Annotated in this window: 19 protein-coding genes; 16 read left to right on the top strand and 3 right to left on the bottom strand. The window is 43.8% G+C overall.

Features of this window, described 5'->3' with window-relative positions; genetic code table 11:
- The first annotated feature begins 588 nt into the window (after positions 1–588).
- The 9 genes from nuoH to HYN43_RS17695 all read left to right on the top strand — a co-directional run bounded on the left by nuoH (position 589) and on the right by HYN43_RS17695 (position 11,561).
- Positions 589–1,659, top strand: a complete 1,071-nt coding sequence (gene nuoH / locus HYN43_RS17735; RefSeq protein ID WP_119410621.1) for an NADH-quinone oxidoreductase subunit NuoH — start codon at positions 589–591, stop codon at positions 1,657–1,659.
- 143 nt (positions 1,660–1,802) lie between these two features.
- Positions 1,803–2,390 carry a 4Fe-4S binding protein gene (locus HYN43_RS17730; protein ID WP_119410620.1) on the top strand — a complete coding sequence of 196 codons (588 nt, stop codon included), beginning with the start codon at positions 1,803–1,805 and terminating at the stop codon, positions 2,388–2,390.
- Entirely contained in the window at positions 2,387–2,935 is a 549-nt protein-coding gene (locus tag HYN43_RS17725) for an NADH-quinone oxidoreductase subunit J family protein (RefSeq protein WP_119410619.1), read from the top strand. The genes HYN43_RS17730 and HYN43_RS17725 overlap by 4 nt, the downstream gene beginning before the upstream one ends.
- Positions 2,932–3,237: an NADH-quinone oxidoreductase subunit NuoK gene (gene nuoK / locus HYN43_RS17720; protein WP_119410618.1), complete on the top strand. Its 306-nt coding sequence runs from the start codon at positions 2,932–2,934 to the stop codon at positions 3,235–3,237. The genes HYN43_RS17725 and nuoK overlap by 4 nt, the downstream gene beginning before the upstream one ends.
- A gap of 21 nt (positions 3,238–3,258) precedes the next feature.
- A complete protein-coding gene (gene nuoL, locus HYN43_RS17715) occupies positions 3,259–5,319 on the top strand; it encodes an NADH-quinone oxidoreductase subunit L (RefSeq protein WP_245446937.1) in 2,061 nt (686 codons plus the stop codon).
- A 5-nt stretch (positions 5,320–5,324) separates the two neighbouring features.
- The gene (locus HYN43_RS17710; RefSeq protein ID WP_119410617.1) at positions 5,325–6,929 is read left to right on the top strand and encodes a complex I subunit 4 family protein; all 1,605 of its coding nucleotides are present in this window, start codon (positions 5,325–5,327) and stop codon (positions 6,927–6,929) included.
- 124 nt (positions 6,930–7,053) lie between these two features.
- On the top strand, positions 7,054–8,640 hold the full coding sequence (locus HYN43_RS17705) for a DUF4139 domain-containing protein (RefSeq protein WP_162996537.1): 1,587 nt from the start codon (positions 7,054–7,056) through the stop codon (positions 8,638–8,640).
- Positions 8,641–8,648: 8 nt separating this feature from the next.
- Positions 8,649–10,148, top strand: a complete 1,500-nt coding sequence (locus tag HYN43_RS17700) for an NADH-quinone oxidoreductase subunit N (protein ID WP_119410615.1) — start codon at positions 8,649–8,651, stop codon at positions 10,146–10,148.
- A 105-nt stretch (positions 10,149–10,253) separates the two neighbouring features.
- The gene (locus HYN43_RS17695; protein ID WP_119410614.1) at positions 10,254–11,561 is read left to right on the top strand and encodes an ammonium transporter; all 1,308 of its coding nucleotides are present in this window, start codon (positions 10,254–10,256) and stop codon (positions 11,559–11,561) included.
- 289 nt (positions 11,562–11,850) lie between these two features.
- Here the strand turns inward: HYN43_RS17695 and HYN43_RS17690 are convergent, their stop codons facing one another.
- Complete coding sequence (locus HYN43_RS17690; protein WP_119410613.1) at positions 11,851–13,848, bottom strand: KUP/HAK/KT family potassium transporter; 1,998 nt, start codon at positions 13,846–13,848, stop codon at positions 11,851–11,853.
- A 312-nt stretch (positions 13,849–14,160) separates the two neighbouring features.
- Between HYN43_RS17690 and HYN43_RS17685 the strand changes: the two genes are divergently transcribed.
- The 4 genes from HYN43_RS17685 (at position 14,161) to HYN43_RS17670 (ending at position 19,383) form a co-directional block, all read left to right on the top strand.
- On the top strand, positions 14,161–14,772 hold the full coding sequence (locus HYN43_RS17685; RefSeq protein WP_245446936.1) for an alpha-ketoglutarate-dependent dioxygenase AlkB family protein: 612 nt from the start codon (positions 14,161–14,163) through the stop codon (positions 14,770–14,772).
- Positions 14,773–15,045: 273 nt separating this feature from the next.
- Positions 15,046–17,025 (top strand): amidohydrolase family protein, encoded by a 1,980-nt coding sequence (locus HYN43_RS17680; protein ID WP_119410611.1) that lies wholly within the window; start codon positions 15,046–15,048, stop codon positions 17,023–17,025.
- Between the two features lie 186 nt (positions 17,026–17,211).
- Positions 17,212–17,385 (top strand): hypothetical protein, encoded by a 174-nt coding sequence (locus HYN43_RS30640; protein ID WP_205589785.1) that lies wholly within the window; start codon positions 17,212–17,214, stop codon positions 17,383–17,385.
- A gap of 90 nt (positions 17,386–17,475) precedes the next feature.
- Positions 17,476–19,383 (top strand): amidophosphoribosyltransferase, encoded by a 1,908-nt coding sequence (locus HYN43_RS17670; protein ID WP_119410610.1) that lies wholly within the window; start codon positions 17,476–17,478, stop codon positions 19,381–19,383.
- Positions 19,384–19,996: 613 nt separating this feature from the next.
- On the opposite strand, the gene HYN43_RS17660 is transcribed toward HYN43_RS17670, so the two are convergent.
- Positions 19,997–20,653, bottom strand: coding sequence for a LysE family translocator (locus HYN43_RS17660; RefSeq protein ID WP_119410608.1), 657 nt, complete (start codon positions 20,651–20,653; stop codon positions 19,997–19,999).
- 167 nt (positions 20,654–20,820) lie between these two features.
- On the opposite strand from HYN43_RS17660, the gene HYN43_RS17655 reads away from it, so the two are divergent.
- Complete coding sequence (locus HYN43_RS17655; protein WP_119410607.1) at positions 20,821–22,494, top strand: MFS transporter; 1,674 nt, start codon at positions 20,821–20,823, stop codon at positions 22,492–22,494.
- A 212-nt stretch (positions 22,495–22,706) separates the two neighbouring features.
- Positions 22,707–23,165, top strand: coding sequence for a deoxycytidylate deaminase (locus tag HYN43_RS17650; RefSeq protein WP_119410606.1), 459 nt, complete (start codon positions 22,707–22,709; stop codon positions 23,163–23,165).
- Between the two features lie 155 nt (positions 23,166–23,320).
- Here the strand turns inward: HYN43_RS17650 and cmk are convergent, their stop codons facing one another.
- Positions 23,321–23,998 (bottom strand): (d)CMP kinase, encoded by a 678-nt coding sequence (cmk, locus tag HYN43_RS17645; RefSeq protein WP_119410605.1) that lies wholly within the window; start codon positions 23,996–23,998, stop codon positions 23,321–23,323.
- Between the two features lie 71 nt (positions 23,999–24,069).
- On the opposite strand from cmk, the gene arfB reads away from it, so the two are divergent.
- On the top strand, positions 24,070–24,486 hold the full coding sequence (gene arfB / locus HYN43_RS17640; protein WP_119410604.1) for an alternative ribosome rescue aminoacyl-tRNA hydrolase ArfB: 417 nt from the start codon (positions 24,070–24,072) through the stop codon (positions 24,484–24,486).
- The last annotated feature ends 31 nt before the right edge of the window (positions 24,487–24,517 follow it).

Genomic DNA, 24,517 nt, shown 5'->3' with positions numbered 1-24,517 from the left:
ACGTAAAATAACATCTGCCGCGGGTTTAGCGCAGCGTAACCCGTGGTGTAAAATAGTTCGGGTCTCTGACCCGAGTATAACTTAAATCCCATGCAAAAGTATCTGCCGTAGATTTAGCAGAACGCAAGCTGTAGCTGACCATGGCTAAGCTTATTATTTAAGTACCACACGGGTCATAGACCCGAAGCATTTTACACCACGGGTTACGCTGCGCTAAACCCGCGGCAGATGGGATTTAGCAGAGAGCAAGCTGTAGCTGGCCATGGCTATGCTTATTATTTAAGTTCCACACGGGTCATAGACCCGAAGCATTTTACACCACGGGTTACGCTGCGCTAAACCCGCGGCAGTTATTATTTAATACCACGAATTTCGCATCGCGAAATTCGTGGTGTAGCTTGTAAATTATTCTGTTAATTCTAAAATTCTGTAAATTCTGATTCAGACAACCAACCACTCAACCACTCAACCACTCACCCAATCAACCACTCACCAACCCCAACTTACCCTATCAACTTTATATATAAAGTAATCATTCTAAATAACGTAACATTTACTTAAGTTTGCACCCTTAAGTAAATATTCCTGTTGAACTATTATATAACATATTTTATTGCAGCAATTGGGTTGTTCAGTTTCTCGGCCTTCTTTGCTTTATTCGGTGTATATGCCGAGCGTAAAATATCGGCGTTTATACAGGATAGGCTCGGGCCAACCGAAACGGGTAAATACGGCACACTGCAAACGCTGGCCGATATTTTAAAAATGCTGCAAAAGGAACTGATAGTGCCTGCTGCCGCAGATAAATGGCTGTTTATGCTGGCCCCGGCAGTAATTTTCATTGCTGTTTATCTGGGCTTCGCAGCCCTGCCCTGGGCTCCCGGATTGATTCCCTCAAAAACTAATATTGGTTTGTACTACATCTTCGCCATTATTTCAATAGAAACATTGGGGATATTGATGGCAGGATGGGGATCTAACAATAAATACTCCATACTGGGTGCTATGCGTTCGGCAGCACAGATCATCTCTTACGAGATCCCGGCGGGTTTCGCTATTATATCGGTAGTGATGATTGCTCAAACGCTCGATCTGCAGGTGATCAGTAACCAACAAGGCATCCTCACAGCCGAAAAAATCAAATTTGCTGGCTTTTGGGATGTAACGAATATTGGTGGTTTGTTTAGCTGGAATGTATTCCGTGCACCGCATTTGCTCATCGCCTTTGTGATCTATTTTATAGCATCGCTGGCCGAAAGTAACCGCGCGCCTTTTGATATTCCGGAAGCCGAATCAGAACTGGTAGCCGGTTTTCACACCGAATTCACTGGGATCCGTTTCGCGCTGGTATTTTTGGCCGAGTATTCGATGATGTTTTTAGTATCCATGATAGCCGTGATCTTGTTTTTAGGTGCCTGGAATACCCCGCTGCCCAATATAGCCGGCGTACAACTGGCAAGCTGGACAACCGGGATAGCATGGGGCATACTTTGGGTAGTACTGAAAACATTAGGCCTGGTAGCCGTACAAATGTGGATCAGGTGGACGCTACCCCGCTTGCGGGTTGACCAGCTGATGAACCTCTGTTGGAAAGTATTAACCCCGCTGGCTTTTGCCTGCATGCTGATATCGGGCGTGTGGAGGTTGTGGTTAATGTAGTTTTGGGGAAAGAGATTAGAGGTTGGAGATTAGAGGTTAGGAAATAAAATATAAGAGAAATAAACATTGATCAAGGCGAATCCTGAAATCCTAAAAATAAAGGTTCAGGATCAGCGAAATCAACGTAATCAAATAAATCAACGGTGCAAAAGATAATTAACGCGTTCACAACAGCATGGAAAGGTTTAAGCCTAACCATCCGTCACCTTTTTGTGGGTAACACAAAGCGTGAGGTGCTTACCGTGAGCGATACTAATTATTTTAGGCAACTGGAGCATGGCACCAACACCATTCAATATCCAAAACAACAGCTACCCGTACCCGAGGTAGGCCGCTATCAGCTGGATGTGGAGATGGACGATTGTATTGTGTGTGATCTGTGCGCCAAAGTTTGCCCGGTAAATTGTATCGATATTGAATCGATCAAGGCAACCGAGGCTATTGGCCAAACATCCGATGGCACTACCAAACGTTTGTACGCTGCCAAATTTGATATCGACATGGCCAAGTGTATGTATTGCGGCCTGTGTACCATTGTGTGCCCAACCGAATGCATCACCATGACCAACCAGTACGATAAAACCGTATTTCAGCTAAGCGACCTGGTTTACCAGTTTTCGGATATGTCGCCCGAAGATGCTGCCGAAAAACGTGCGCTGTTTGATAAACAACAAGCCGAAAAGCAAGCGGCCAAGCTGGCCGCTATGAAACAAAAGGAGGGTGGGGCATGAGCCTGATCCGCATAATGTTTTATATCATGAGCTTTATTGCTATTGCTTCAGCGCTGTATGCCGCGTTAAGCAAAAATCTGGTACGAAGCATCTTTATATTTTTTGTTACCCTGTTTGCGTTGGCTGGATTATATGTAATAGCCCTGGCCGATTTTGTGGCTGTTACGCAGGTGGTAATTTATGTTGGCGGCATTTTGGTACTTATCCTTTTCGCCTTCATGCTTTCGGGCCGCGAAACGCTGAATATTATTCAGCAACGCAAAGGCAAATTCATCAATATGGGCAAGATACCGGCCGTTATTTTGGCTGTATTGTTTTTGGCAGTATTGGTAAACGTAATACTGAAAGCCGATGCCGATAATCTGCCCTGGATAAAACAGGCTATCGCGCAAAAAAATGAAATCACGCCAACATCTTCAACTATTGATAACATCGGGGTTAACCTCATGACAACCTATCTTTTACCGTTTGAAGCTATATCAATTTTATTGTTAATGGCTTTGGTAGGAGCAGCGCATTTATCACGTAAGGAGGGCAGGGCATGATCACTTTAACCGATTTTTTACTGGTAGGCGCGGTGTTGTTTTGTACCGGTATTTACATGATCGTATCTAAACGCAACTCCATACAGGTGCTGATAGGCATCGAGTTGATGCTTAACGCCGCCATTTTAAACCTGGTAGCTTTTGGCAGGTTTGATAAGCTGAAAAACGGCGGGCAGGTATTCGCGCTTTTTGCTATTGTACTGGCAGCGGCAACTACCGCAGTAGCTTTGGCTATTATCCTGAATGTTTACCGGAGATATAAAACTATCGATCCGGATGAGATTAAAAATTTGAGGGACTAAATTTCTACAGAAGTTAAATAATTGAACATCGCGCTCCCATATACCGATCCTAACATTATCTGCTACGTGCTCGCGGTTGTGGCATTGCCGCTGCTTGCCGCTTTGATCAACTTTTGGCTGCCTGCAAAAAGTAAAGCGACTGGGTTGATATCATCGCTGGCCATTGTTGTGGGTTGTGTACTATCGATAATTGTATTTAGCAAGGTATGGAATAAGCAGCCGGTACATATGCAAACATTATGGTTTACCATTGGCCAAACTAAAGTTTTTGCCGGCATCCTGCTTAATAATATATCGGTATTGATGCTGTTATTGGTGTCGCTTATCGCTTTGCCGGTGCATATTTATTCAACCGCTTACATGAAGCACGACGACAGGTATGGCCGCTATTTTACCTACCTCAGTTTTTTCTGTTTCAGCATGCTGGCTTTGGTGGTAATTGATAGCCTGGTACTGTTTTATGCTTTTTGGGAATTGGTAGGCTTTTCGTCATACCTGCTTATCGGTTTTTGGTTCACCCGAGACAAAGCGGTACAGGCTAATAAAAAAGCTTTTATCATGAACCGCATCGGCGATATCGGCTTGCTGAGCGCCATCATTATCATTTTTGCACAGTTCCATACATTTGATATCGCCACGCTGTTTTCTGATGGCGGGTTGGTGTTTAAATCGATAATTAAAGATGGCATGTGGATCTCGGCCACTAACCAAATACCTGTGATATGGCAATACGTAGCCTGTGCGGGAATCTTTATGGCTGTTGCTGCAAAATCGGCGCAATTCCCTTTACATACATGGCTCCCCGATGCGATGGAAGGCCCAACGTCGGTTTCAGCACTCATTCACGCAGCTACCATGGTTGCGGCGGGCGTGTTTTTATTGGGAAGGGTTTATCCGTTTTTTACCGATACCGAATTAACCATATTGGCTATTATCGGCTGCTTTACCGCTTTTATGGCGGCAACCATCGCGCTTAGCCAAAACGATTTGAAGAAAGTGCTGGCTTATTCAACCATATCACAGTTGGGTTACATGACCCTGGCCATGGGAGTTGGTGCTTATGGTTCATCGCTGTTCCATTTGGTTACGCATGCGTTTTTTAAATGTTTGCTGTTTTTGGTTGCCGGCGTGGTGATCCACGAGATGCAGCATATCAAAGAAGAAAACAACCTCGATATCGATCCGCAGAATATCCAGTTAATGGGCGGCTTACGTAAAAAACTGCCTGTTACTTTTATTGTAGCGGTTGTTGGCTCGCTGGCGCTGATCGGCATTCCGCTTACTTCAGGCTATCTATCCAAAGATGGCATATTGATCCAGGCTTTTGAATGGAGCGATGGGCGTAATGCCCTGTTAAAACTGGTGCCCATCGGCGCTCTGGTTACCAGCTGGCTTACCGCTTTTTATGTTACAAGATTGATAGCGAAGGTTTTTTTTGGCGAGTTTAAATTGCTGAAGCATCGTCCTCAACTTAAAATGCACATCAGCGATGGCGGCTGGCAATACCGCGTGCCATTAATATTACTGGCAATCTGCAGTCTTTTTCCACTATTCTCGCTCAACCCATTTTTTTATGAAAATGCATGGCTGTTTGAGAGTTTAAAACCGGCTAACTCTTTGGCGAGGGAAAATATTTACCATACTATTATCCCGGTAGGGGTAAATATTCTGAGTGTTTTTGTAATCTACTTCACTTACACCATCTACACCGAAAAAAGAATTTTCAGGTTTCCGCAAACCGGCTTTTTATACCGCTTATCGTATAACCAATGGTACCTGGATAAAATTTATAAACGCGCGGTTGTTAAACCAATATTGGGTTTAGGAAAATTTTGTTTTTGGTTCGATAGGAATATTATTGATGGGATAATCCACTTGTTGGATAACATCACCCGTAAAATAGCTGCGTTAACCGCCTGGGCGGATAAATATATTGTCGACGGATTTTTGCACGCCGTAGCGGCATTGGTGCAAAGTATCGGCAATTTTGCACGTAAATTTCAAAACGGCAAGGTACAGTATTACCTGTACAGTATGCTGCTGATAGTATTGATACTGTTTGTTTTAAAAATATTGATCTGAATTTAATGAACCTGTTAACACTGCTCATATTTATACCCGTACTGTTTGCGCTGGTTATTGTGCTGCTGCCATCATCGCAGCGGGGCAGCTTTAAATATATTACCCTGTTGGCCACACTAATCCAGTTGGGCATCAGCATCTATATTTATCTCAACTTTAAAACCGGTGCCGCATCGGCAGGCATTAACCACGAAGAGCAATTTCAGTTTGTACATAAACTGCCCTGGATAGCGCTTGATCTGGGCAATATGGGCAAAATGCAGATAGATTATTTTGTGGGGATAGATGGCATTTCGGTAACGCTGCTGGTAATGTCGGCACTGGTAATGGTGGTGGCTACGCTGGCTTCGTGGGAGATCAAGAGTAATTTGAAAGGTTTCTTCCTGTTGTTCCTGTTATTGGATATGGCCGTGATGGGCGTATTCTGCGCTTTGGATTTCTTCCTGTTTTACCTGTTTTACGAGCTAATGCTGTTGCCGCTTTACTTTTTGATAGGTATGTGGGGTGGTATCCGCCGCGAATACGCAGCTATCAAGTTTTTCCTGTACACGCTGTTCGGCTCAGTATTTATGTTGCTGGTGATGGTGGGTTTATACCTATCGGTTAACGATCCTTCAACCGGTAGCCATACTTTTAATATTATCCAGATGATGAACCCGGCCAATTATACCAATGGTTCGGTGTTTTCGGCAGCTGCACATCAAACCATATTGGGTATGCCGGCGCGTACCGTTGGCTTTGTGGTATTGTTCATCGCCTTTGCCATTAAAGTGCCGGTTGTACCATTACATACCTGGCTGCCCGATGCCCACGTGGAAGCGCCTACGCCGGTATCTATCATCCTGGCCGGTGTGCTGCTTAAAATTGGTGGTTACGGTATTATCCGTATTTGTTTAGGGATCTTCCCTGAAGTAGCTTCATCCGGAGCTTTCTGGATTGGCCTGATAGGTGTTGTCTCAATTTTATACGGAGCCTGCAATGCCCTGGCCCAGCGCGATCTGAAACGATTGATCGCTTACTCATCCGTATCGCACATGGGTTTTGTATTGTTAGGCATAGCCTCGCAAACTGCCGAAGGTGTAAGCGGATCGGTAATGCAGATGGTAAGTCACGGCTTTTTATCATCGATGTTATTCTTCCTGGTGGGTGTAGTTTACAACCGTGTGCACGACAGGGATATTTACCACTTCCGCGGCCTGGGTACGCAGATGCCGCAATATACCGCTTTTGTGATGGTGGCCTTTTTCGCGTCCTTAGGTTTACCCGGCTTCTCCGCATTTGTGGCTGAAGCATTCACGCTGGCGGGTACATTTAAATCGCCAACGGTAAATGGCTTGCTGCCTTACTGGATGGCTGTTTGCGGCTCGGTAGGCATCCTGCTGGGCGCTGCCTATTTTTTGTGGACATTGCAGCGCATGTTCTTCGGCAAAGTATCCTTAAAAGGTGGCGAGGTTTGGAAAATAGCGTTGACCGATGTAAACATCCGCGAAAAACTGGCGCTCATCCCGATGGCTATTGCTGCCCTGGCTTTAGGCCTGATGCCTTCGCTGGTATTTGGCAAAATCAATGATTCAGTACTGGCGCTGATCCAATTTTTACAGGCTAAATAAAATAATAGTGTTTCAACATAAATTCATTTATGGAAAAGTACCTGCTCAGGCATCTTTTGTTTGTAGGGCCGATAATACGGCCGACGACAAAATAACCGAGCATTTGTATTTAACCCATCAATTTATGTTTAGAAGAGTATCTATCGCTGTTGCATTTATTTTTTTTGCAACAACAACAAGGGCCGATGACGGACAAAAAGTGCAATCTAAAGTTCAAAAGGTAACCGTGTTTTTGCACGGTGCCCAGGTAAGCCGTACAGCGCAGGTAAATATCAGCCCAGGTACCTATGACCTGGTATTTGATGGTCTCTCACCCAATTTGGAAGTGCAAAGCATCCAGGTGCATGCAGCAGGCGATTTCAGTATTTTATCAGTAAAAACGGGTCTTAATTATCTTGATGCCGAAGCAGCAGACCGCGAAAAGCAGGTAGGCGAATTAAAGCTTAAACTAAAGGCTGTAACAGATAAGATAAATTTGCAGGATAATTTATTGGTAGTTTACCAAACCGAAGAAGCCGTACTTACTAAAAACCAATTTGTACGGCCCGAAAATCAAAACCTTGATGTTGCGAAATTAAAGCAGGCACTCGATTTTCAAACAGAGCGCCTTACACAGTTAAAGTCGAAAACTTATGTTGTAAGGAATTTGATGTACGATTTAGAAGAGGAACAAAAAAGCATTGAAAAGCAAATAGCCGCTTTAAGTGTGGATAAAAGTGTTGCCAGTGCCAAAGTGATTGTAACGGTTTCGTCTAAAACTACGCTGCAGTCGGCATTTGTTATCAGTTACTTTATTTATAATGCCAGCTGGTATCCGAGTTATGATATAAGGGCAAAAGATGTAAAAAGTCCCTTATCCATTGCTTATAAAGCCAACGTATCGCAAAAAAGCGGCGAGGAGTGGAAAAATGTTAAGCTCACCTTATCAACAGGGAGCCCAAGCCTTAACAATATAAAGCCCGAGTTAGGGCCCAATTATCTCAATTTTGAAAATCGTTACCGTGGTGGTTCCGGTAGTGTAAGCGAGGTTGTGTCAGGCTATGCTGCAAATAAAGCAACCATGGGCTATACGGTACCGGTGGAGGTAAGCATGGTTGAAAATCAAACCAATGTTGAGTTTAACATAGCAAATCCATACTCGGTTACTAATGATGGAAAATCCTGCCAGGTTGAAATAAACAATGTAACGGTTGATGCAAGTTATCGATACTATGCAGCCCCTAAACTTAATGCAAACGTTTTCCTGGTGGCGCAGGTTAATGATTGGAGCAAATACAATTTGCTGTCGGGCGAGGCAGGTATTTATTTTGAAGATACTTATGTGGGCAAATCGCAAATTGATACGCGTACTATGAATGATACCTTAAATTTATCTTTAGAGATAGATAAGGGTATCTTAGTTAAACGGGTTCCGGAAAAAATATTTACCGAAAAACAGGTATTTGGAACAGCAAAGAAGGAAACCCGCAATTGGGTTATCGAGGTAAAGAACAGAAAAAACCAGCCGGTTAGCCTTTTAATTGAAGATCAGGTACCTGTTTCTACAAATAAAGAGATCGAGATAGAAACCCAGGAAACGTCGGGAGCAAAACCGGATGCCGCAACCGGCAAGGTTTCATGGAATTTCGTGCTAAATTCGCAGGAGGGAAAAAAACTGCGCTTAAAATACCAGGTTAAGTACCCTAAAGATCAATCAGTAATAGTACAATAACATAATAAATGCACAATTTGTTACCCCACATACCGGCACAGTTAAATGATGTTTTTGGCAGCATACCATACTTTATGCCCGAAATTTATTTAACCGTGCTGTTTTTGGCGGTACTCATGGCCGATTTGGCTGTAGGCCGGCGCTCGGTCGAGTTTTGTAAAGTTTTGGCCTGCGGCGGGCTGGTAGTGGTGATACTTAAGGATGTTAGCCAGCTATCGCTGGTTCACGATGCCTCGCACGCATTATTCAGCAACATGCTGTTATTGAGCGGTGCTTCGGTGCATATGAAGTTAATTGTAGATGTGCTGTCGTTTATTTTGCTGTTGTACTTTACCTGGGATGATAAACTGAAAGCACACACCAAAGGCCTGTCCGATCTGTACACCATTTCTATTGCTTCGGTATTGGGTTTGCATTTAATGGCAATGGCTATCAATTTATTGTCGGTTTACCTGGCTATTGAAATGGTTTCGCTGGCTTCATACCTAATGGTGGCTTACCGTACCGAAACCGGTTTAAGTGCCGAGGCCGGTTTAAAATATGTGCTGTTTGGCGCAGCCTCATCGGCAATTATGCTGTATGGCATCTCGCTGCTATATGGCTTCAGCGGCTCGCTCGATCTGTTGTTTGATAATACCATCGTGCAGTTATCCAAAGTGAACGAAGCAAGCGCATCTGTAGCTTTATTGTTACTGTTGATAGGGATCGGTTTTAAACTATCATTTGTGCCGCTGCATTTTTGGGTGCCCGATGTGTACCAGGGCGCGCCAACACCGGTTACGGCTTATCTGTCTACCGTGCCTAAAATAGCCGCCTTTGGCTTACTGGTAAATATACTGCCACCTTTTTTATCGGCCACCAGTTGGAAGGGGATTAATGTAGGGCAGGTTTTATCGGCTGTAGGCATCATTACCATGATAGCCGGCAACTTTGCAGCGGTGCTGCAAAACAATGTAAAAAGGATGCTGGCTTATTCAAGCATAGGGCATACCGGCTTCGCGTTAATGGCTATTGTAACTTTTAGTGCCCAGGGTTTAACTGCCCTGATCTATTACCTGGCTGTTTACGCTTTGGCAAACATAGGTGCGCTGGCACTGGTCAGCTATTTCAGTAATATTCTCAACGCCGAAGATGTAGAAAGCTATAAAGGTTTAGGACTGAAATACCCGGTAGCATCGGTTTGTTTTGTAATTATCCTCATTTCGCTTACCGGAATCCCGGTAACTGCCGGTTTTACCGCAAAATTATTTGTGTTTTCGGCTGTTTACAGCGTTTATGAACAAACTCACAGCGTTTGGATGCTCGCTTTAATGATAACAGGTGCTTTGACTACTGTTGTATCGCTTTTTTACTATCTTAAAATACCTTTGTATTTATTTTTAAAAAGAACAGAAAATGCTGAAGTAGCCAGCGAAAAATCATATAACCTGCTTGTTTTGGCTGTGATTGTTAGTTTTCTGCTGATTTTACTCGGAATATTCCCTGATTTGCTGATAAAACATCTGTAAAATTAAATTCCTCTTCTTTTTTTAAACAAAACTCAATTTTTTTCTTTTGTTTTTAGGAAAAGTGTTAACTTTCGACACGATTTAAATTATATTTTCTTATAATACATGAAGAGGTATTTCCCTTTTTTCCTGATTTTAGTTATCCTTTCCCTTACTTTTATTTTTCCTTCGGTTGATTTTAAAAACTCAGGGAACCCGCAATTCAATACCGGCGATATTGCCTGGATGCTGATGTCTACAGCGCTTGTTTTAATCATGACGCCCGGTCTGGCATTTTTTTACGGCGGTATGGTTAATAAAAAGAACGTGATCTCAACCATGCTGCAAAGTATTGTTTGTATGGTGATCATTACGGTAATGTGGGGTATTTTCGGTTTTAGTTTGGCCTTCGGCGATAGCTTTCATGGACTGATAGGTAATCCTTCAACCTTTTTCATGATGAAGGGCATGCTGGGTAACGCCACCTGGAAGGCGGCACCAACCATTCCGTTGCTGCTTTTTGCCATGTACCAGTTAAAGTTTGCTATTATCACCCCGGCACTCATTACCGGTGCCTTTGCCGAGCGGATCCGCTTTAACTCGTACATTATATTCCTGGTATTGTTCTCCATTTTTATATTCTCGCCGCTGGCGCATTGCACCTGGCACCCGGATGGTATTCTGGCCAAATTTGGTGTGCTTGATTTTGCAGGCGGAACGGTAGTGCACATGTCGGCCGGATGGGCGGCATTGGCATCGGCCTTATATTTAAAACGCCGTAACGAGGCTAACCATGCCCCGGCCCGCATTACTTATGTAATGATAGGTACCGGTTTATTGTGGTTTGGCTGGTTTGGCTTTAATGCCGGTTCGGCATTTGGTGCCAATGCTTTGGCGGTTACTGCTTTGGCAACCAGTACCACGGCTTCGGCGGCGGCAGGTGTTACCTGGATCTTTTTTGATATGCTGCTTGGTCGCAAACCATCGGCAATGGGTACCTGTATCGGTGCGGTAGTTGGTTTGGTGGCTATCACCCCGGCAGCCGGTTTTGTTTCGGTACCGCACTCTATGGCTATTGGTATCATTTCGGCCATTGTAAGTAACCTGGTGGTTGAATGGCGTACCCGCACCAGTATTGATGATACACTGGATGTATTTCCCTGCCATGGTGTAGGCGGTATGGTTGGGATGCTGTTAACCGGTGTGTTTGCCAGTAAGCAGGTAAACTCGCTTAACGGCACAGGCAACGGTTTGTTTTTTGGCGAAACTCACCTGTTTATTGTACAATTAGTAGCGCTTGTATGCGTATCCATATTCGCCTTCTTCGGTTCGTTGCTTTTGTTGAAGATCACCGACATGATCTCCCCATTGCGTGTATCGGCCGAGGAAGAAGAACAAGGACTTGATTTAAGCCAGCACGGCGAAAAATTATAATAATATTTTCAAACCAATCAACTAACCTGAAAGATCTCCGGCCCCAAAGGCCGGATTTTTTGTTTGAAGATTTCTCCATCACGTCATTGCGAGGCACGAAGCAATCCCAAACTATACAGGGTGGCTCTGCAAATCGGGGATTGCTTCGTGCCTCGCAATGACGTGGTTTATAGAAAGTTTCGCAAGTTTAAGCTTCTACGCTTGAACCTGCGATTGCGAATAAAAAACAAAACCCCTCTTTGCGCAGCAAAGAGGGGTGACATGAAATAGCGAAGTTGTGCTGAGTAAACTAATCTGCCAACTCCGCCATCAAACTATCCACCGGATCATCAATCCTTTTAATATGGATATTATTAACCGGCTTCACCACCAAAGGTATTTTCTCAATCCTTGTTTCGCTCGTATCCAAACCAAAAGCCTTGGCTTCAGATTGAGCCAGTTTTTTAATAGCGAAATAACTATTCAGAATAAATGCCTCAGAAACGTTGAAAATGTTATTGTACGACAGGAATTTCTCCATAATCACAAACCTGAAATCTGCCGCCATGCCATGTTCTTTTAATGATGGATAATTGCTGGTGATATCGATCTCACCACGATCAACCATATCTTCCACCACTTTGCGGAACAACACGTTAACCCTCGGCTGAATCCTGAAGCCAAGTCGGAACTCTACACGGATCACCTTGCCGGGCTCTATCTGGTCAACACTATACTCCATGGTATAAGGTTCGTCGGTGCGCTCAATGTGTACAAACCAGTAAGTATCGGCGCGTTTTGGGCGGCGGCTCATGATGGAGTAGATGATCTTTTCTTCTATCTGCTTGCTGTTGTTGGCTTTGGTTAGATAGATTAAATGGGTGGCATATTTGTTTACTGTAGTATCGGCACTTAAAGCATTAAGCAGGGGCAGTTTCTCTTTAATATCGATAAAATTGAGGAAACGGTTATTGATTTTCCTGGCCCTGAACCAGGTGTACATGGTAAAGATCAAACCGACTTCAAATCCCACAAAAAATAAACGTTTTACAATTTTAACCGCGTTGGCCACGAAAAACGAAAACTCGACAGTAACAAACAAACACAAAATAATGGTAACCAACCAAACCGGCCAATGCTTAACGTAACGCATAAAGTAATACATTAAAATGGTAGTGCTGAGCATGGCAATGGTGATACTGAAACCGTAAGCAGCCGTCATGGCGGCCGAGGTACGGAAATACATCGATACCAAAATACAGCCTATACAAAGCATCCAGTTAATGCTGGGAATATAGATCTGTCCGCGGATGTTTGATGGGTATTTGATGGTGATGCGCGGCCAGAAATTCATGCTCACCGCCTCGCTGATGAGGGTAAAAGATCCGCTGATTAAAGCCTGGCTGGCAATAATAGTGGCCAGCGTAGCCAATGCCACAGCCGGTAAAAGAAAAGCGTGAGGCACAATCTCGAAAAAAGGATTAACGCCGGTAAAATCTTTACCCGGGGCTTGCGATAATACCCAGGCGCCCTGGCCCAGGTAATTAAGAATAAGCGTTGTTTTCACAAAGATCCAGCTTACCTGGATGTTTTTCCTACCGCAATGGCCCAAATCTGAGTATAATGCCTCGGCACCGGTGGTACATAAAAATACCGCACCTAACAGCCAGAAACCTTTTGGATGTTCCATTAATAAATGGATGCCATAATAAGGGTTAAGCGCTTTAAATATAGATGGGTAATGAACTACCTGCATGGTGCCCAATACACCCAGCATCACAAACCACATCAGCATAACCGGGCCAAAAGCCGAGCCAACCACCTTGGTGCCAAACTGTTGGAAAAAGAACAGCAACAGGATAATGCCAATCACTATACCCAAAATGAGGTTATTGCCCGGAACTATCACGTTTGAAAGCGCCGGTACAAGGTTCAAACCCTCGATGGCTGATGTTACTGAGATAGGAGGGGTAATGATGCCATCGGCCAATAAAGTGCCCGCGCCTATAATAGCCGGGATAGCCAGCCATTTGCCATAGCGCCTAACCAGCGCGTAGAGTGAAAAAATACCGCCTTCGCCTTTATTATCGGCCTGGAGGGTAATAACGATATATTTAAAAGTGGTTTGCAGGGTAAGGGTCCAGAAGATGCAGGAAATGGAACCCAGAACCAGATCGGTGTTTACCTTGCCGCCTTCAACCAGCAGGGTTTGAAAAACATAGAGGGGAGAAGTGCCGATATCGCCAAAAATGATACCCAGCGTAACAATCATACCTGCAAAAGTGAGGTGTTTAGTGTGCGAATTCATGAATTGTATAAATTATTTAGGGGAAGGGTTGATGGTATCCTGCTTTGGGATTTGCTGCCGCCACTTGTTTGGATTGACGTGGCTGCCGTTACATTGAATGATACCATCACAATTTGCTTTTTTTAATCTGATCTCGCAGGGCCAATAACCGTGCCGCCAGCGGCAGAGCTTTATTTAGCATTTTGAATAACAGGTGTTTATCATAATGAGAATAGGTTTCTCATTATGAGGTGATACTATCAAAATGATAGATTTTATCAGATTGATAGTTTGAATAAAAGCCCCTTTTTTACGGATATTGCTGATATTTGAATGATGGATTTGTTTAATAACGATGATGTAAACGTATTTGGCCAGGGGCAAAACCTGCTGCCCTTTGATGGAGAAGTGCTGCTGTTTCCCTATTTTTTTAAAGAAGATGTGTTTGCCCGCTTAGTTGAAGAGACGCCATGGAAACAGGATAAAATGAAGATTTACGGGAGAGAGATTGATTTTCCGCGGCTTACCGCATGGTATGGTGAAAGCGATGAGGTGTACGTGTACTCGGGTGTAGTAAATGTGCCGGTTAGGTTTAGCCCCTTGCTTAACGAAATTAAACTGGCTGCCCAGCAACAAAGCGGGCATCAGTTTAACACCGCCCTGCTTAATTATTACCGTAACGGTAACGATAGTATGGGTTGGCACAGCGATGATGAAAGCGAATTGGGCATTAACCCGGTTATCGCCTCGGTGTCCTTTGGTGCCGCGCGTACGTTTCAGTTTAAGCACAAGCGGCAAAAAGATGCCAAAGTTTCGGTTGAATTAAATAACGGCGATTTATTGATTATGCAGGGCGGCACACAGCACAACTGGCTGCACCAGGTACCCAAAACGGCTAAAAAACCGGGACCGAGAATTAATATTACTTTCAGGAAGATAGGGTAGGAAGTATTTAAGAGATTAGTGATTGGAGAATAGAGATTAGTCCTTGCGTCTTAGCCTCTTTGCGCGCTTAATATTAAGAGATTAGTGATTGGAGAATAGAGATTAGTTTTTGCGTCTTAGCCTCTTTGCGCGCTTAACACTTATCCGCTATCCACAAAAAATCTTTGCGTCCCTGCGCCTTCGCGTGCTCAGAAATCTCAAACTATCCAATCTCAAAACCGCGTTTGTAACATCCGGCCCAAAGCACTATCTTACACTAACATTACCAAGCCTATGAAAAAGCCTTTATTATTATTTACAGCGGCTTTAGCCTTTTTTACTAATGCCAAAGCTCAAACAGATTTACCTGTTGACAGCACAACTTTCTATCTCCATAAATTTGAACAGCACATCGGGAAAGAAACCTATTATGTACGTAAACATAAAGATGCCATAACCTACACCATCGATTTTAAATTTGTCGACCGTGGTTCGCCGGTACCCTTAAAAACAGAGATGAAGGTTAATCCGGTTGGCGATCCTATTGAACTGATCATTAAAGGCAATACCTCGCGTTTTTCAACTATTGACGATAAGGTAAGTATCCGCGGCAGCGAAGCATCCATAAAAGTTAATGATTCATCATACACCAAAAAAATCCCTGCACTTAGTTTCCCGATAGGAGGGTACTCGCCGGCAACGGTTCAGCAATTGCTCATTCAGTATTGGAACAGGCACAAGCGCCCGGCCAATATTACCACCCTGCCCTTTGGCTCGGTACAAATTAAAGCTGTTGGTATCGATCAGCTATCGTTTAAAGGTAAAACCCTGCTGCTTAACCGCATTGTTATCGGCGGCCTGGTTTGGGGTAATGAAATTATCTGGACGGATAAACAGGGCAACCTGATAGCCCTCATGACCAACGATGCCGAAGGCGACAAAACCGAAATGATGCGGGCTGAGTACGAAGAATTGCTTCCCGAGCTGATTGGGAAGGCCGCCGCCGTTGGCATGCAATTGTTTGCCAAAGAGGCCGCCCCCAAAGGCAAAGCAGATAAAATAATTGCCATAACCGGAGGGAACGTTATTGATGTAAACACCGGCACAACCCTGCCCGGAGCAGTGGTTTTGATTGAGAATGGTATTATTAAAGCAGTAGGTAAACCTGCGGATGTAAAAATCCCTGCCGGTGCCAAAATTATAGATGCCAAAGACAAAACCGTTTTACCTGGTTTATGGGATATGCACGCCCATTTTGAACAGGCCGAATGGGGCCCGGCTTACCTGGCGGCCGGTGTAACCACTGTACGCGACTGCGGTAACGAGTTTAGCTATATCAACGCCATTAAAGCCGCTATTGACGATGGCAAAGGCGTAGGACCCAATATTATTAAAGCAGGTATTATTGATGGCAAAGGCCCGGTAGCCCTGGGCATTATACAGGCCGATACCAAAGAGGAAGCCATTAAGGCGGTTGACCGGTATAAGGAGAACGGCTTCGGGCAGATTAAGATTTACAGTTCGGTAAAACCGGCTATTGTTAAGGCTATTTGCGATGAAGCACACAGGCTGGGTTTAACGGTAACAGGCCATATTCCTGATGGTATGACCTTGCAGCAGGGCGTAGATTCGGGCATGAACATGGTTAACCATATCCAATACGTTTACTCCATTATGAAGCGGGATAAAAACCGCGCCATTGTTTTTGATGATTCGGTAAGTAAGGCTGCGGTTAAATTCATCAAAGATCATAATGTAGTGATCGACCCTACCGTTGGCGTTTTTGAGCTGGCATTTCGCAGTACAAAGGATGATATTACCAAACTGGAGCCCAATTACAATACCCTGCCCCTGCCATTGCAGGCTTTATTTGTAAATATGGGCTTAGGGCCGGAGCAGGCTGCTAAATTACACCCCGCTTATAAAAGCATGAAAAACGCGGTTAAGGTGCTGTATGATGCCGGTATCCCGATAGTAGCCGGTACGGATATGGGTTTTCCGGGATACAGCCTCGACCGTGAACTGGAACTATACGTTGAAGCCGGGCTTACGCCTCTGCAGGCTATAAAAACGGCCACCATTACACCTGCAACGGTTATGGGAATGGCCAAAAGCACTGGCTCGGTTGAAGCGGGTAAGCAGGCAGATGTGGTTATTGTTGATGGCGATCCGCTTAAAAATATCAGCGAGATCCGCAAAGTATCCGTCGTGATAAAAAATGGTATGATTTACAGCCCGGTTGCTTTACATAGGATGGTAGGGTTTAAAAGGTAGGATGTTGTAATGGATGAGTTAATACCGGCCGGTAGGCCCTAAAGAACTTAAACTGATTGAGGAATCGGGCTATAAACGCTTCCCTAAACGTTTAGCCGAGCAGCCGATATTTTACCCGGTGATGAATGAAGAGTACGCTATACAAATTGCACGCGATTGGAATGTGCCGGCTCAGGATCGGGTTTTGTGACTAAATTTGATCTTCCGGCAAGCTATCTTCATAAATTTGAAGTGCAAAATGTGGGCGGGGTGATCCATAATGAACTATGGGTTCCTGCTGAAGAACTGGAAGAATTTAACGATCATATAGTTGGAAATATTGTAGTTACGCAGTCGTTTTACCCCGAAAACTCCAATTAAGCGTGGCAACAAATAAACGACCAACTTATGACAATTAATAATACCCGGAGTTCATTTTAAAATGATACCTTTGCAGCCTCATTCCGAATCATGAGCGATCAGATTAAACATGAATGCGGTGTGGCATTTATCCGCTTACTAAAGCCACTATCCTACTATCAGAAAAAGTACGGAACTGCACTGTACGGCCTGAACAAACTTTACCTTTTAATGGAGAAACAACATAACCGCGGCCAGGATGGCGCCGGTGTTGCAACCATTAAACTGGATATTGAACCGGGCAAAAGATACATCAGCCGTCACCGCTCAATGGCCTCAAACGCTGTTGCTGATATTTTTGAATACATCCAGAAGAAATTCGCGGAAATTCAGAAAGAAACCCCCGAAAAACTGGCAGATGCCGAATGGTTAAAAGAACATGTTAGCTTTACCGGCGAAGTGTTGCTGGGCCACCTGCGCTACGGTACCCACGGCAAAAACAGCATCGAAAGCTGCCACCCGTTTTTGAGGCAAAACAACTGGATGACCCGTAACCTGGTTATTGCCGGTAACTTTAACATGACTAATGTTGATGAATTACTGGAGCAATTGTACGCCCTGGGCCAGCACCCGAAAGAAAAAGCCGATACCGTTACCGTATTAGAAAAAATCGGTCACTTTATCGATACCGAAAACCAGGGCCTGTTTGATCAGTACAAACGCGAAGGTTTGGATGATAACCGCGAGATCAGCAAGTTGATCGCCAATGATATGGATGTGGCTAAAATCCTCCGTAAATCGGCCAAAAACTGGGATGGTGGTTATACCATTGCCGGTATCCTGGGCCATGGCGACGCCTTTGTAATGCGCGACCCTGCAGGTATTCGCCCCGCTTATTATTATTATAACGACGAGATTGTAGTTGCCGCTTCAGAGCGCCCGGCTATTCAAACCGCTTTTAACATACCGATGGATGATATCAGGGAAATTCGCCCTGGTCATGCCCTGATCGTTAAAAAGAACGGTAAGATCACTGAGGATATGTTCAGCGAGCCGAAAGAAAGAAAAGCCTGCTCGTTTGAGCGGATCTATTTTTCGCGCGGAAGCGACGCTGCTATTTACCGTGAGCGTAAACAATTAGGCAGGTTGCTTTGCCCGCAGATATTGGATTTTGTTGATCACGATATCAAGAATACCGTATTCTCGTACATCCCCAACACTGCCGAAGTTGCTTTTTACGGTATGGTTGAGGGCATGCACAAATACGTAAAAAAATACCAGCACGAAGAACTGGTAAAACTTGGAGCCGACATTACTGAAGAAAAGGTAGCCGAAATACTCCAGGTAGCCCCACGTGTTGAAAAAATTGCCATTAAAGACGTTAAGCTCCGCACCTTTATTACCCAGGATGCAGATCGCAGCGAAATGGTAGCCCACGTTTATGACACCACCTACGGCCTCATTAAAAAAGGTACCGATACTTTGGTGGTTTTGGACGATTCGATTGTTCGCGGTACTACGCTTAAACAAAGTATCCTGAAGATCTTAGACAGGTTGGGCCCTAAAAAGGTGGTTGTGGTTTCATCGGCTCCGCAAATCCGTTACCCTGATTGCTACGGCATCGATATGTCGCGCATGGGCGAGTTTGTGGCTTTCGAGGCAGCTATCAGCCTGTTAAAAGAGCAAGACAGGGAAGACATCATCCTGGATGTTTACCAAAAATGTAAAGACAGCCAGAAACTGCCTAAAGAAGAGGTTGAAAACTACGTGAAAGCGATTTATGCGCCGTTCACCGATCAGCAGATCTCGGATCGTATCGCTAAGATCATCACTCCTAAAAATGTGAACTGCGAGGTACAGGTAATTTACCAAACATTGGATAACCTGCACATTGCCTGTCCCGAAAACTTAGGTGATTGGTACTTCAGCGGAGACTATCCAACTCCGGGCGGTAATAAGGTAGTTAACCGTGCCTTTGTTAACTGGATGGAAGGTAAAAACCAAAGGGCTTACATGTAAGAGCCCCCTAACCCCTGAAGGGGGAATATAATATTTGAGGCGATGAGTTTTTCATCGCCTTTTTTTGTTTAAGATTGTGTCGTGTTTATGCACTGAAAAATGAAATCTAAGTTTAGATATACAGCTTATTTTAATAGCGTAATTAGCGTTTTCGCTCTCTTTTTATTTGCCGTCGGATTCTTTCGGTTCGTATCAAAACCCGATACACCGGTATTGCTTTTTACAGGGATTTGCACATTTCTGGCTTTTGTTTGGATATGGATCCTTTTCGGTGAACTGAAGACTAAAATTATCAGGCTGGATATAGAAGAAGGCGAGGTATATGTTAAACGTTATTTAAGGTTTAGGTATTACAGAAGTTTATCCTGTTAAAAAAATAGCAGGTTTTTATATAACTGATTTATCATCAAAATTCAAAACTTACGAACATTTATACCTGTTGGTCGGTAATAAAAGAATCGCGAAATTATCAGAATATTATCACGCTAATTATGCAGGCTTAAAACAAACTATTGTTGCCAATGGGATAAAGGATCTTGGGCACAAGCGTTTTAATGATATTGATGAACTGAATGACGTTTTGGGTAAATAGAGATTAATTAAATCAAAACGGTTAAGATCCCGCAGGTGCCGAAAACACAAAATGTGTAACCAACCTGTCAATAAGCACCAGCGATGCGATAATTAGCGCAATGCCCGCGACCTCATTGAGCCGGTGAATAAATTTAACAGAAATTCTATCCCGCAGCTTATTAGCGTAAAAAGCCTTCAACGTATCCATCCCAAACTGGATAATTAAAATGGTAAGGAACATGATGGCAATGTGCAGCGAACGATGTGGCGTACCTACAATAAATGTGGTACTGGCCGCGCCGATAACCACCGTCCAATGGAAAAGGAGGGTGGGATTGAAGATACACATCAAAAAGCCCTTTAATACATAACCAAACCTGTCGGCACTTGAGGGTACCTTATTTTCGTAATTGATCTCGCTTTTTTTGAACATGTAATACAGCCCCAACGCAAACAGTATGGCAGCGCCAACAACGCCGGCTATAACTTTGGTATGATCAGATACATCAATATATTGCGAACCGAAAAGGATGGCACCCACAAAAACAACATCGCTGCAAACCACACCTAAGGCGAGGGAAACACCGGCATGAAAACCCTTTTCAATACTGGTTTTAATAAGGGCAAAAAAAACCGGGCCGGTTATAAAGGTTAATACCAATCCAAAACCGATACCCGAAACAATGGCTTTTATCATTAAGTTAAGCTTTGTTCCTTATTTGAACATTGCGAATATGCAATATTATTACATAAACAACCAAAGTAAAAATTGTGATTTAATTTATTTAAAAAAGTGTGGCGACTTTTACGAAAATTGAATTATGTTTAGAAATTCAAAAATCATCTGTACAACCTAATTTAAAAATGGAACAAAAAAATGCAAAAAACTACGGTACGGCATTGTATACGCTGATAACCGTGTTTTTTTTCTGGGGCTTTTTAGCCGCCTCCAACGGTATTTTCATACCTTTCTGTAAAGAGCACTTTCACCTTACCCAATTCGAATCACAACTGATCGACTTTACTTTTTACGGTGGGTATTTCATTGGTTCACTGATACTTTACTTTGCATCGCAAGCCAGTAAAGTTGATATCATGAACAAGTTAGGTTACAAAAATGGTATCATTTTAGGTCTTGTTATTTCGGCCGTTGGCGCTTTGGGTATGATCCCGGCAGTGGCTTCAGGCTCGTTTGGTTTCATATTAGCGGTATTTTTTATTATAGCGGTTGGTTTCTCATTACAACAAACTGCTGCCAATCCGTTTGTGGTGGCTTTGGGGCCGCCTGAGACTGGCTCAAACCGTTTAAATTTTGCCGGCAGTATCAATAACATAGGCGCATTATTAGGTCCTGTTGTGGTGAGTGTGGTATTATTTGGCTCGGCAACCGCTAAAACCGCAGCTGCCGATGTTAAAATCTCATCCATCAATAACCTGTATTATTTACTGGCAGGTTTGTTTATTGCAGTAGCTGCATTTTTCTGGTTCTCAAACCTGCCAAAGGTTACCAGCGATGAAAAGATCGAATCGAGCTCGAAAGCGAATACGCCGCTGATGATCATGTTTGTTGCATTTTTATTAGTGCTTGCTGCGGATCCGTTAAGCGCCTATATCAATAAACTATTGGCTTCAGATCCATCAAATGTAGTTGATATTGTAAAAAGCCAGTATTTTGTGTATGCTTCATTGGCTATCATCGTGTTCACTTTGATAGGTACTATCTTCGCCGCGAAAAAGAGCAAAGAAGGTTGGGGGGCTATGCAGTATCCGCAATTGATATTAGGTATGCTTGCCATATTTACTTATGTAGGTACCGAGGTTACTATTCAAAGTAATATGGGTTCGTTACTAAAAACTCCTGAATTCGGATCGTTTGCCGAATCAGATATCGCTCCTTATATCTCATTATACTGGGGTAGTTTGATGATTGGCCGTTTTGCCGGATCTATCGACGCGTTTAACCTTTCAAAATCCGTTAAATACATTTTATATATCCTTATACCTTTCCTTGCGTTTGGTATTGTGTTACTTGTAAATGTTTTCTCGGGCGCTAACGTAAGCCACCTGTATGCATACGCAATTTGTGTTGCTATCCTGATTGTTGCTTTCTTTATCGGTCAGCAAAAGCCAACCCGTACTTTATCGGTGCTCGGCTTGCTGGGTGTGGCATTTATGCTTGCAGGTTTATTTACTACAGGTAAGGTTGCAACGTTCGCTTTCATTAGCGGTGGTTTATGCTGCTCAATCATGTGGCCATCAATTTTCTCGTTAGCTATTACCGGTTTAGGAAAATATACCAGCCAGGGTTCGGCATTTTTGATTATGATGATCCTGGGTGGTTCTATTATCCCGCCGCTGCAAGGTAAAATTGCTGATGGTGCGGCTAACGTTGTTCCAGGCATGAGCGGGATTCATTTTTCATACATTGTGCCTGTTTTAGGTTTCGCCTATTTGGCCTACTTTGCATGGAAAGTAAGCCGCGAACTACGTAACCAGGGCATCGACCTTGACCACGTAGAAGTAAAAGGCGGACATTAATATTTTTTTTAAGAGATTAGAGGTTGGAGATTAGAGGTTAGGCCTTTGTCTCCAACCTTTTTTCTTTTATAACGAAAATCAAACTAATCTCTAATCTCCAACTTCTAATCACTAATGACAACTTAAGAGATCAGAGGTTAGGCCTCGTATCAACCTTTTTTCTTTTATAACGAAAATCAAACTAATCTCTAACCACCAACCTCTAACCACTAATGACAACCAAACCCAGCTTCGATCAGATTTTTATGAACCTGGCCACAGACCTGGCCGAGCGCTCGCATTGTGTTAAGGCGCATGTGGGGGCGGTTTTAACGCGCGATACCCGCATCATCTCGATAGGCTATAACGGTCCGCCGGCAGGAACACATAACTGCGATGTGGAATGGCCGGAAACAGGCTGCGCACGCGATTCGAAAGGAAGCTGTTCGCTTGCGTTGCATGCCGAAGAGAATGCGATATTATACGCCGTAAAAAACGGTGCCAGGCTGGAGGGAGCTACACTTTACACCACGCTGTCGCCATGTTTGCCATGTGCAAGGCTCATCTATTCGGCCGGGATAACGCAGGTTTATTTTGATAAATCATATGCAGAATACAAAGGCCTGCCAAGCGATGAGGGGGTGGATTTTTTGAACAGGTTTGGGGTAAAGGCGGAGAAGTTTGACCGTTGATGGGGAGGTGATTACGCTGATTGCGTTGATTTTTTTGGGGGATTTTGCCGATTGTGTCTGAATCAGAATTTTCAGAATTTTAGGATTAACAGAATTTTCGTAAAGCGCTTATCTATTCTGAAAATTCTAAAATTCTGAAAATTCTGATTCGGAAATTACTCCGCAATAAACGGCTCAATATGGCTCAGGGCAAACATCAGTTGCTCGTCCTGGCTCAGGTCGGTGTTGTCTAATATAATGGCGTCTTCGGCACGGGTTAGCGGGCTTTCTTCGCGGGTGGTATCCTGGTAATCGCGGTGGGCCAGGTTGTCAAAAACTTCTTCCAGAGTGATGTTTGGATTGGTTGGTAACAGCTCTTTGTAGCGGCGCTCGGCGCGAACTTTAGGATCGGCAGTCATAAATAGTTTTACCTGTGCATCGGGGAATACTACGGTACCGATGTCGCGGCCATCCATAATGATATTTTTTGAGCGGCCTAAGCGTTGCTGCTGTTTTACCAGTGCCACGCGTACTTCCTTAATCGCTGCAACGGTGCTCACCTTTTCGGCCACGTGCATCTGGCGAATCTCTTCAGATACATCCTCTTCATTTAAGGTAATGAAGGTTTTGTTGTTTAGGGTTTGAAAGTTAAGGTGGATGTTATGCAGGGCCTCGGCTATCTGGGCATGATTTTGCAAATCAATGTTGTGCCTGATAAAGTACAAAGCTACAGCGCGGTACATAGCCCCGCTATCTACATAAATAAAATTAAGCTCTTTTGCTAAGGCTTTCGCGATGGTGCTTTTTCCGCACGAAGAATAGCCATCAATGGCTACTACGATATTGTTACTCATAGGACTGCTAAAATAGCAAATTAATCCCAAACGGCTTAACCCATTGACCCCAAATTGCCTTATTTTTGAACATGAATTTTACCAAAACCGACCTGCAAAAGGAAACGGTATATAAAACATCGCGCAGCGGCGGCAAAGGCGGCCAAAATGTAAACAAGGTATCAAGTAAGGTAGAACTGTTGTTTTCAATAACCACATCAGCCTTATTCACCGACGAGGAAAAACAAACCCTTACCGAAAAACTGCAAAATCGCCTCAATAAAGACGGCTACGTACAGGTAATTTGTGATGAAGAACGCAGCCAGTATCTCAATAAAGAAAAAGCAATTGAGCGTTTAATGGTGCTGCTTACAAAAGCTCTCCATAAACCCAAAGTACGTAAACCGACCAAAGTAAGCAAAGCAGCAAAAGCGGCGAGACTGGACAATAAAAAAATGCAATCGGCCAAGAAGGAAGGGAGAGGCAGAAGATTTGATGTTAGTGATTAGAGGGATGCAAGAGATTAGAGGTTGGAGATCA

This window comes from Mucilaginibacter celer, assembly GCF_003576455.2.
GTDB classification, from domain to species: Bacteria; Bacteroidota; Bacteroidia; order Sphingobacteriales; family Sphingobacteriaceae; genus Mucilaginibacter; species Mucilaginibacter celer.
Note: the sequence above shows the minus strand (reverse complement) of the source record. Positions and strands in the feature narration are given on the sequence as shown.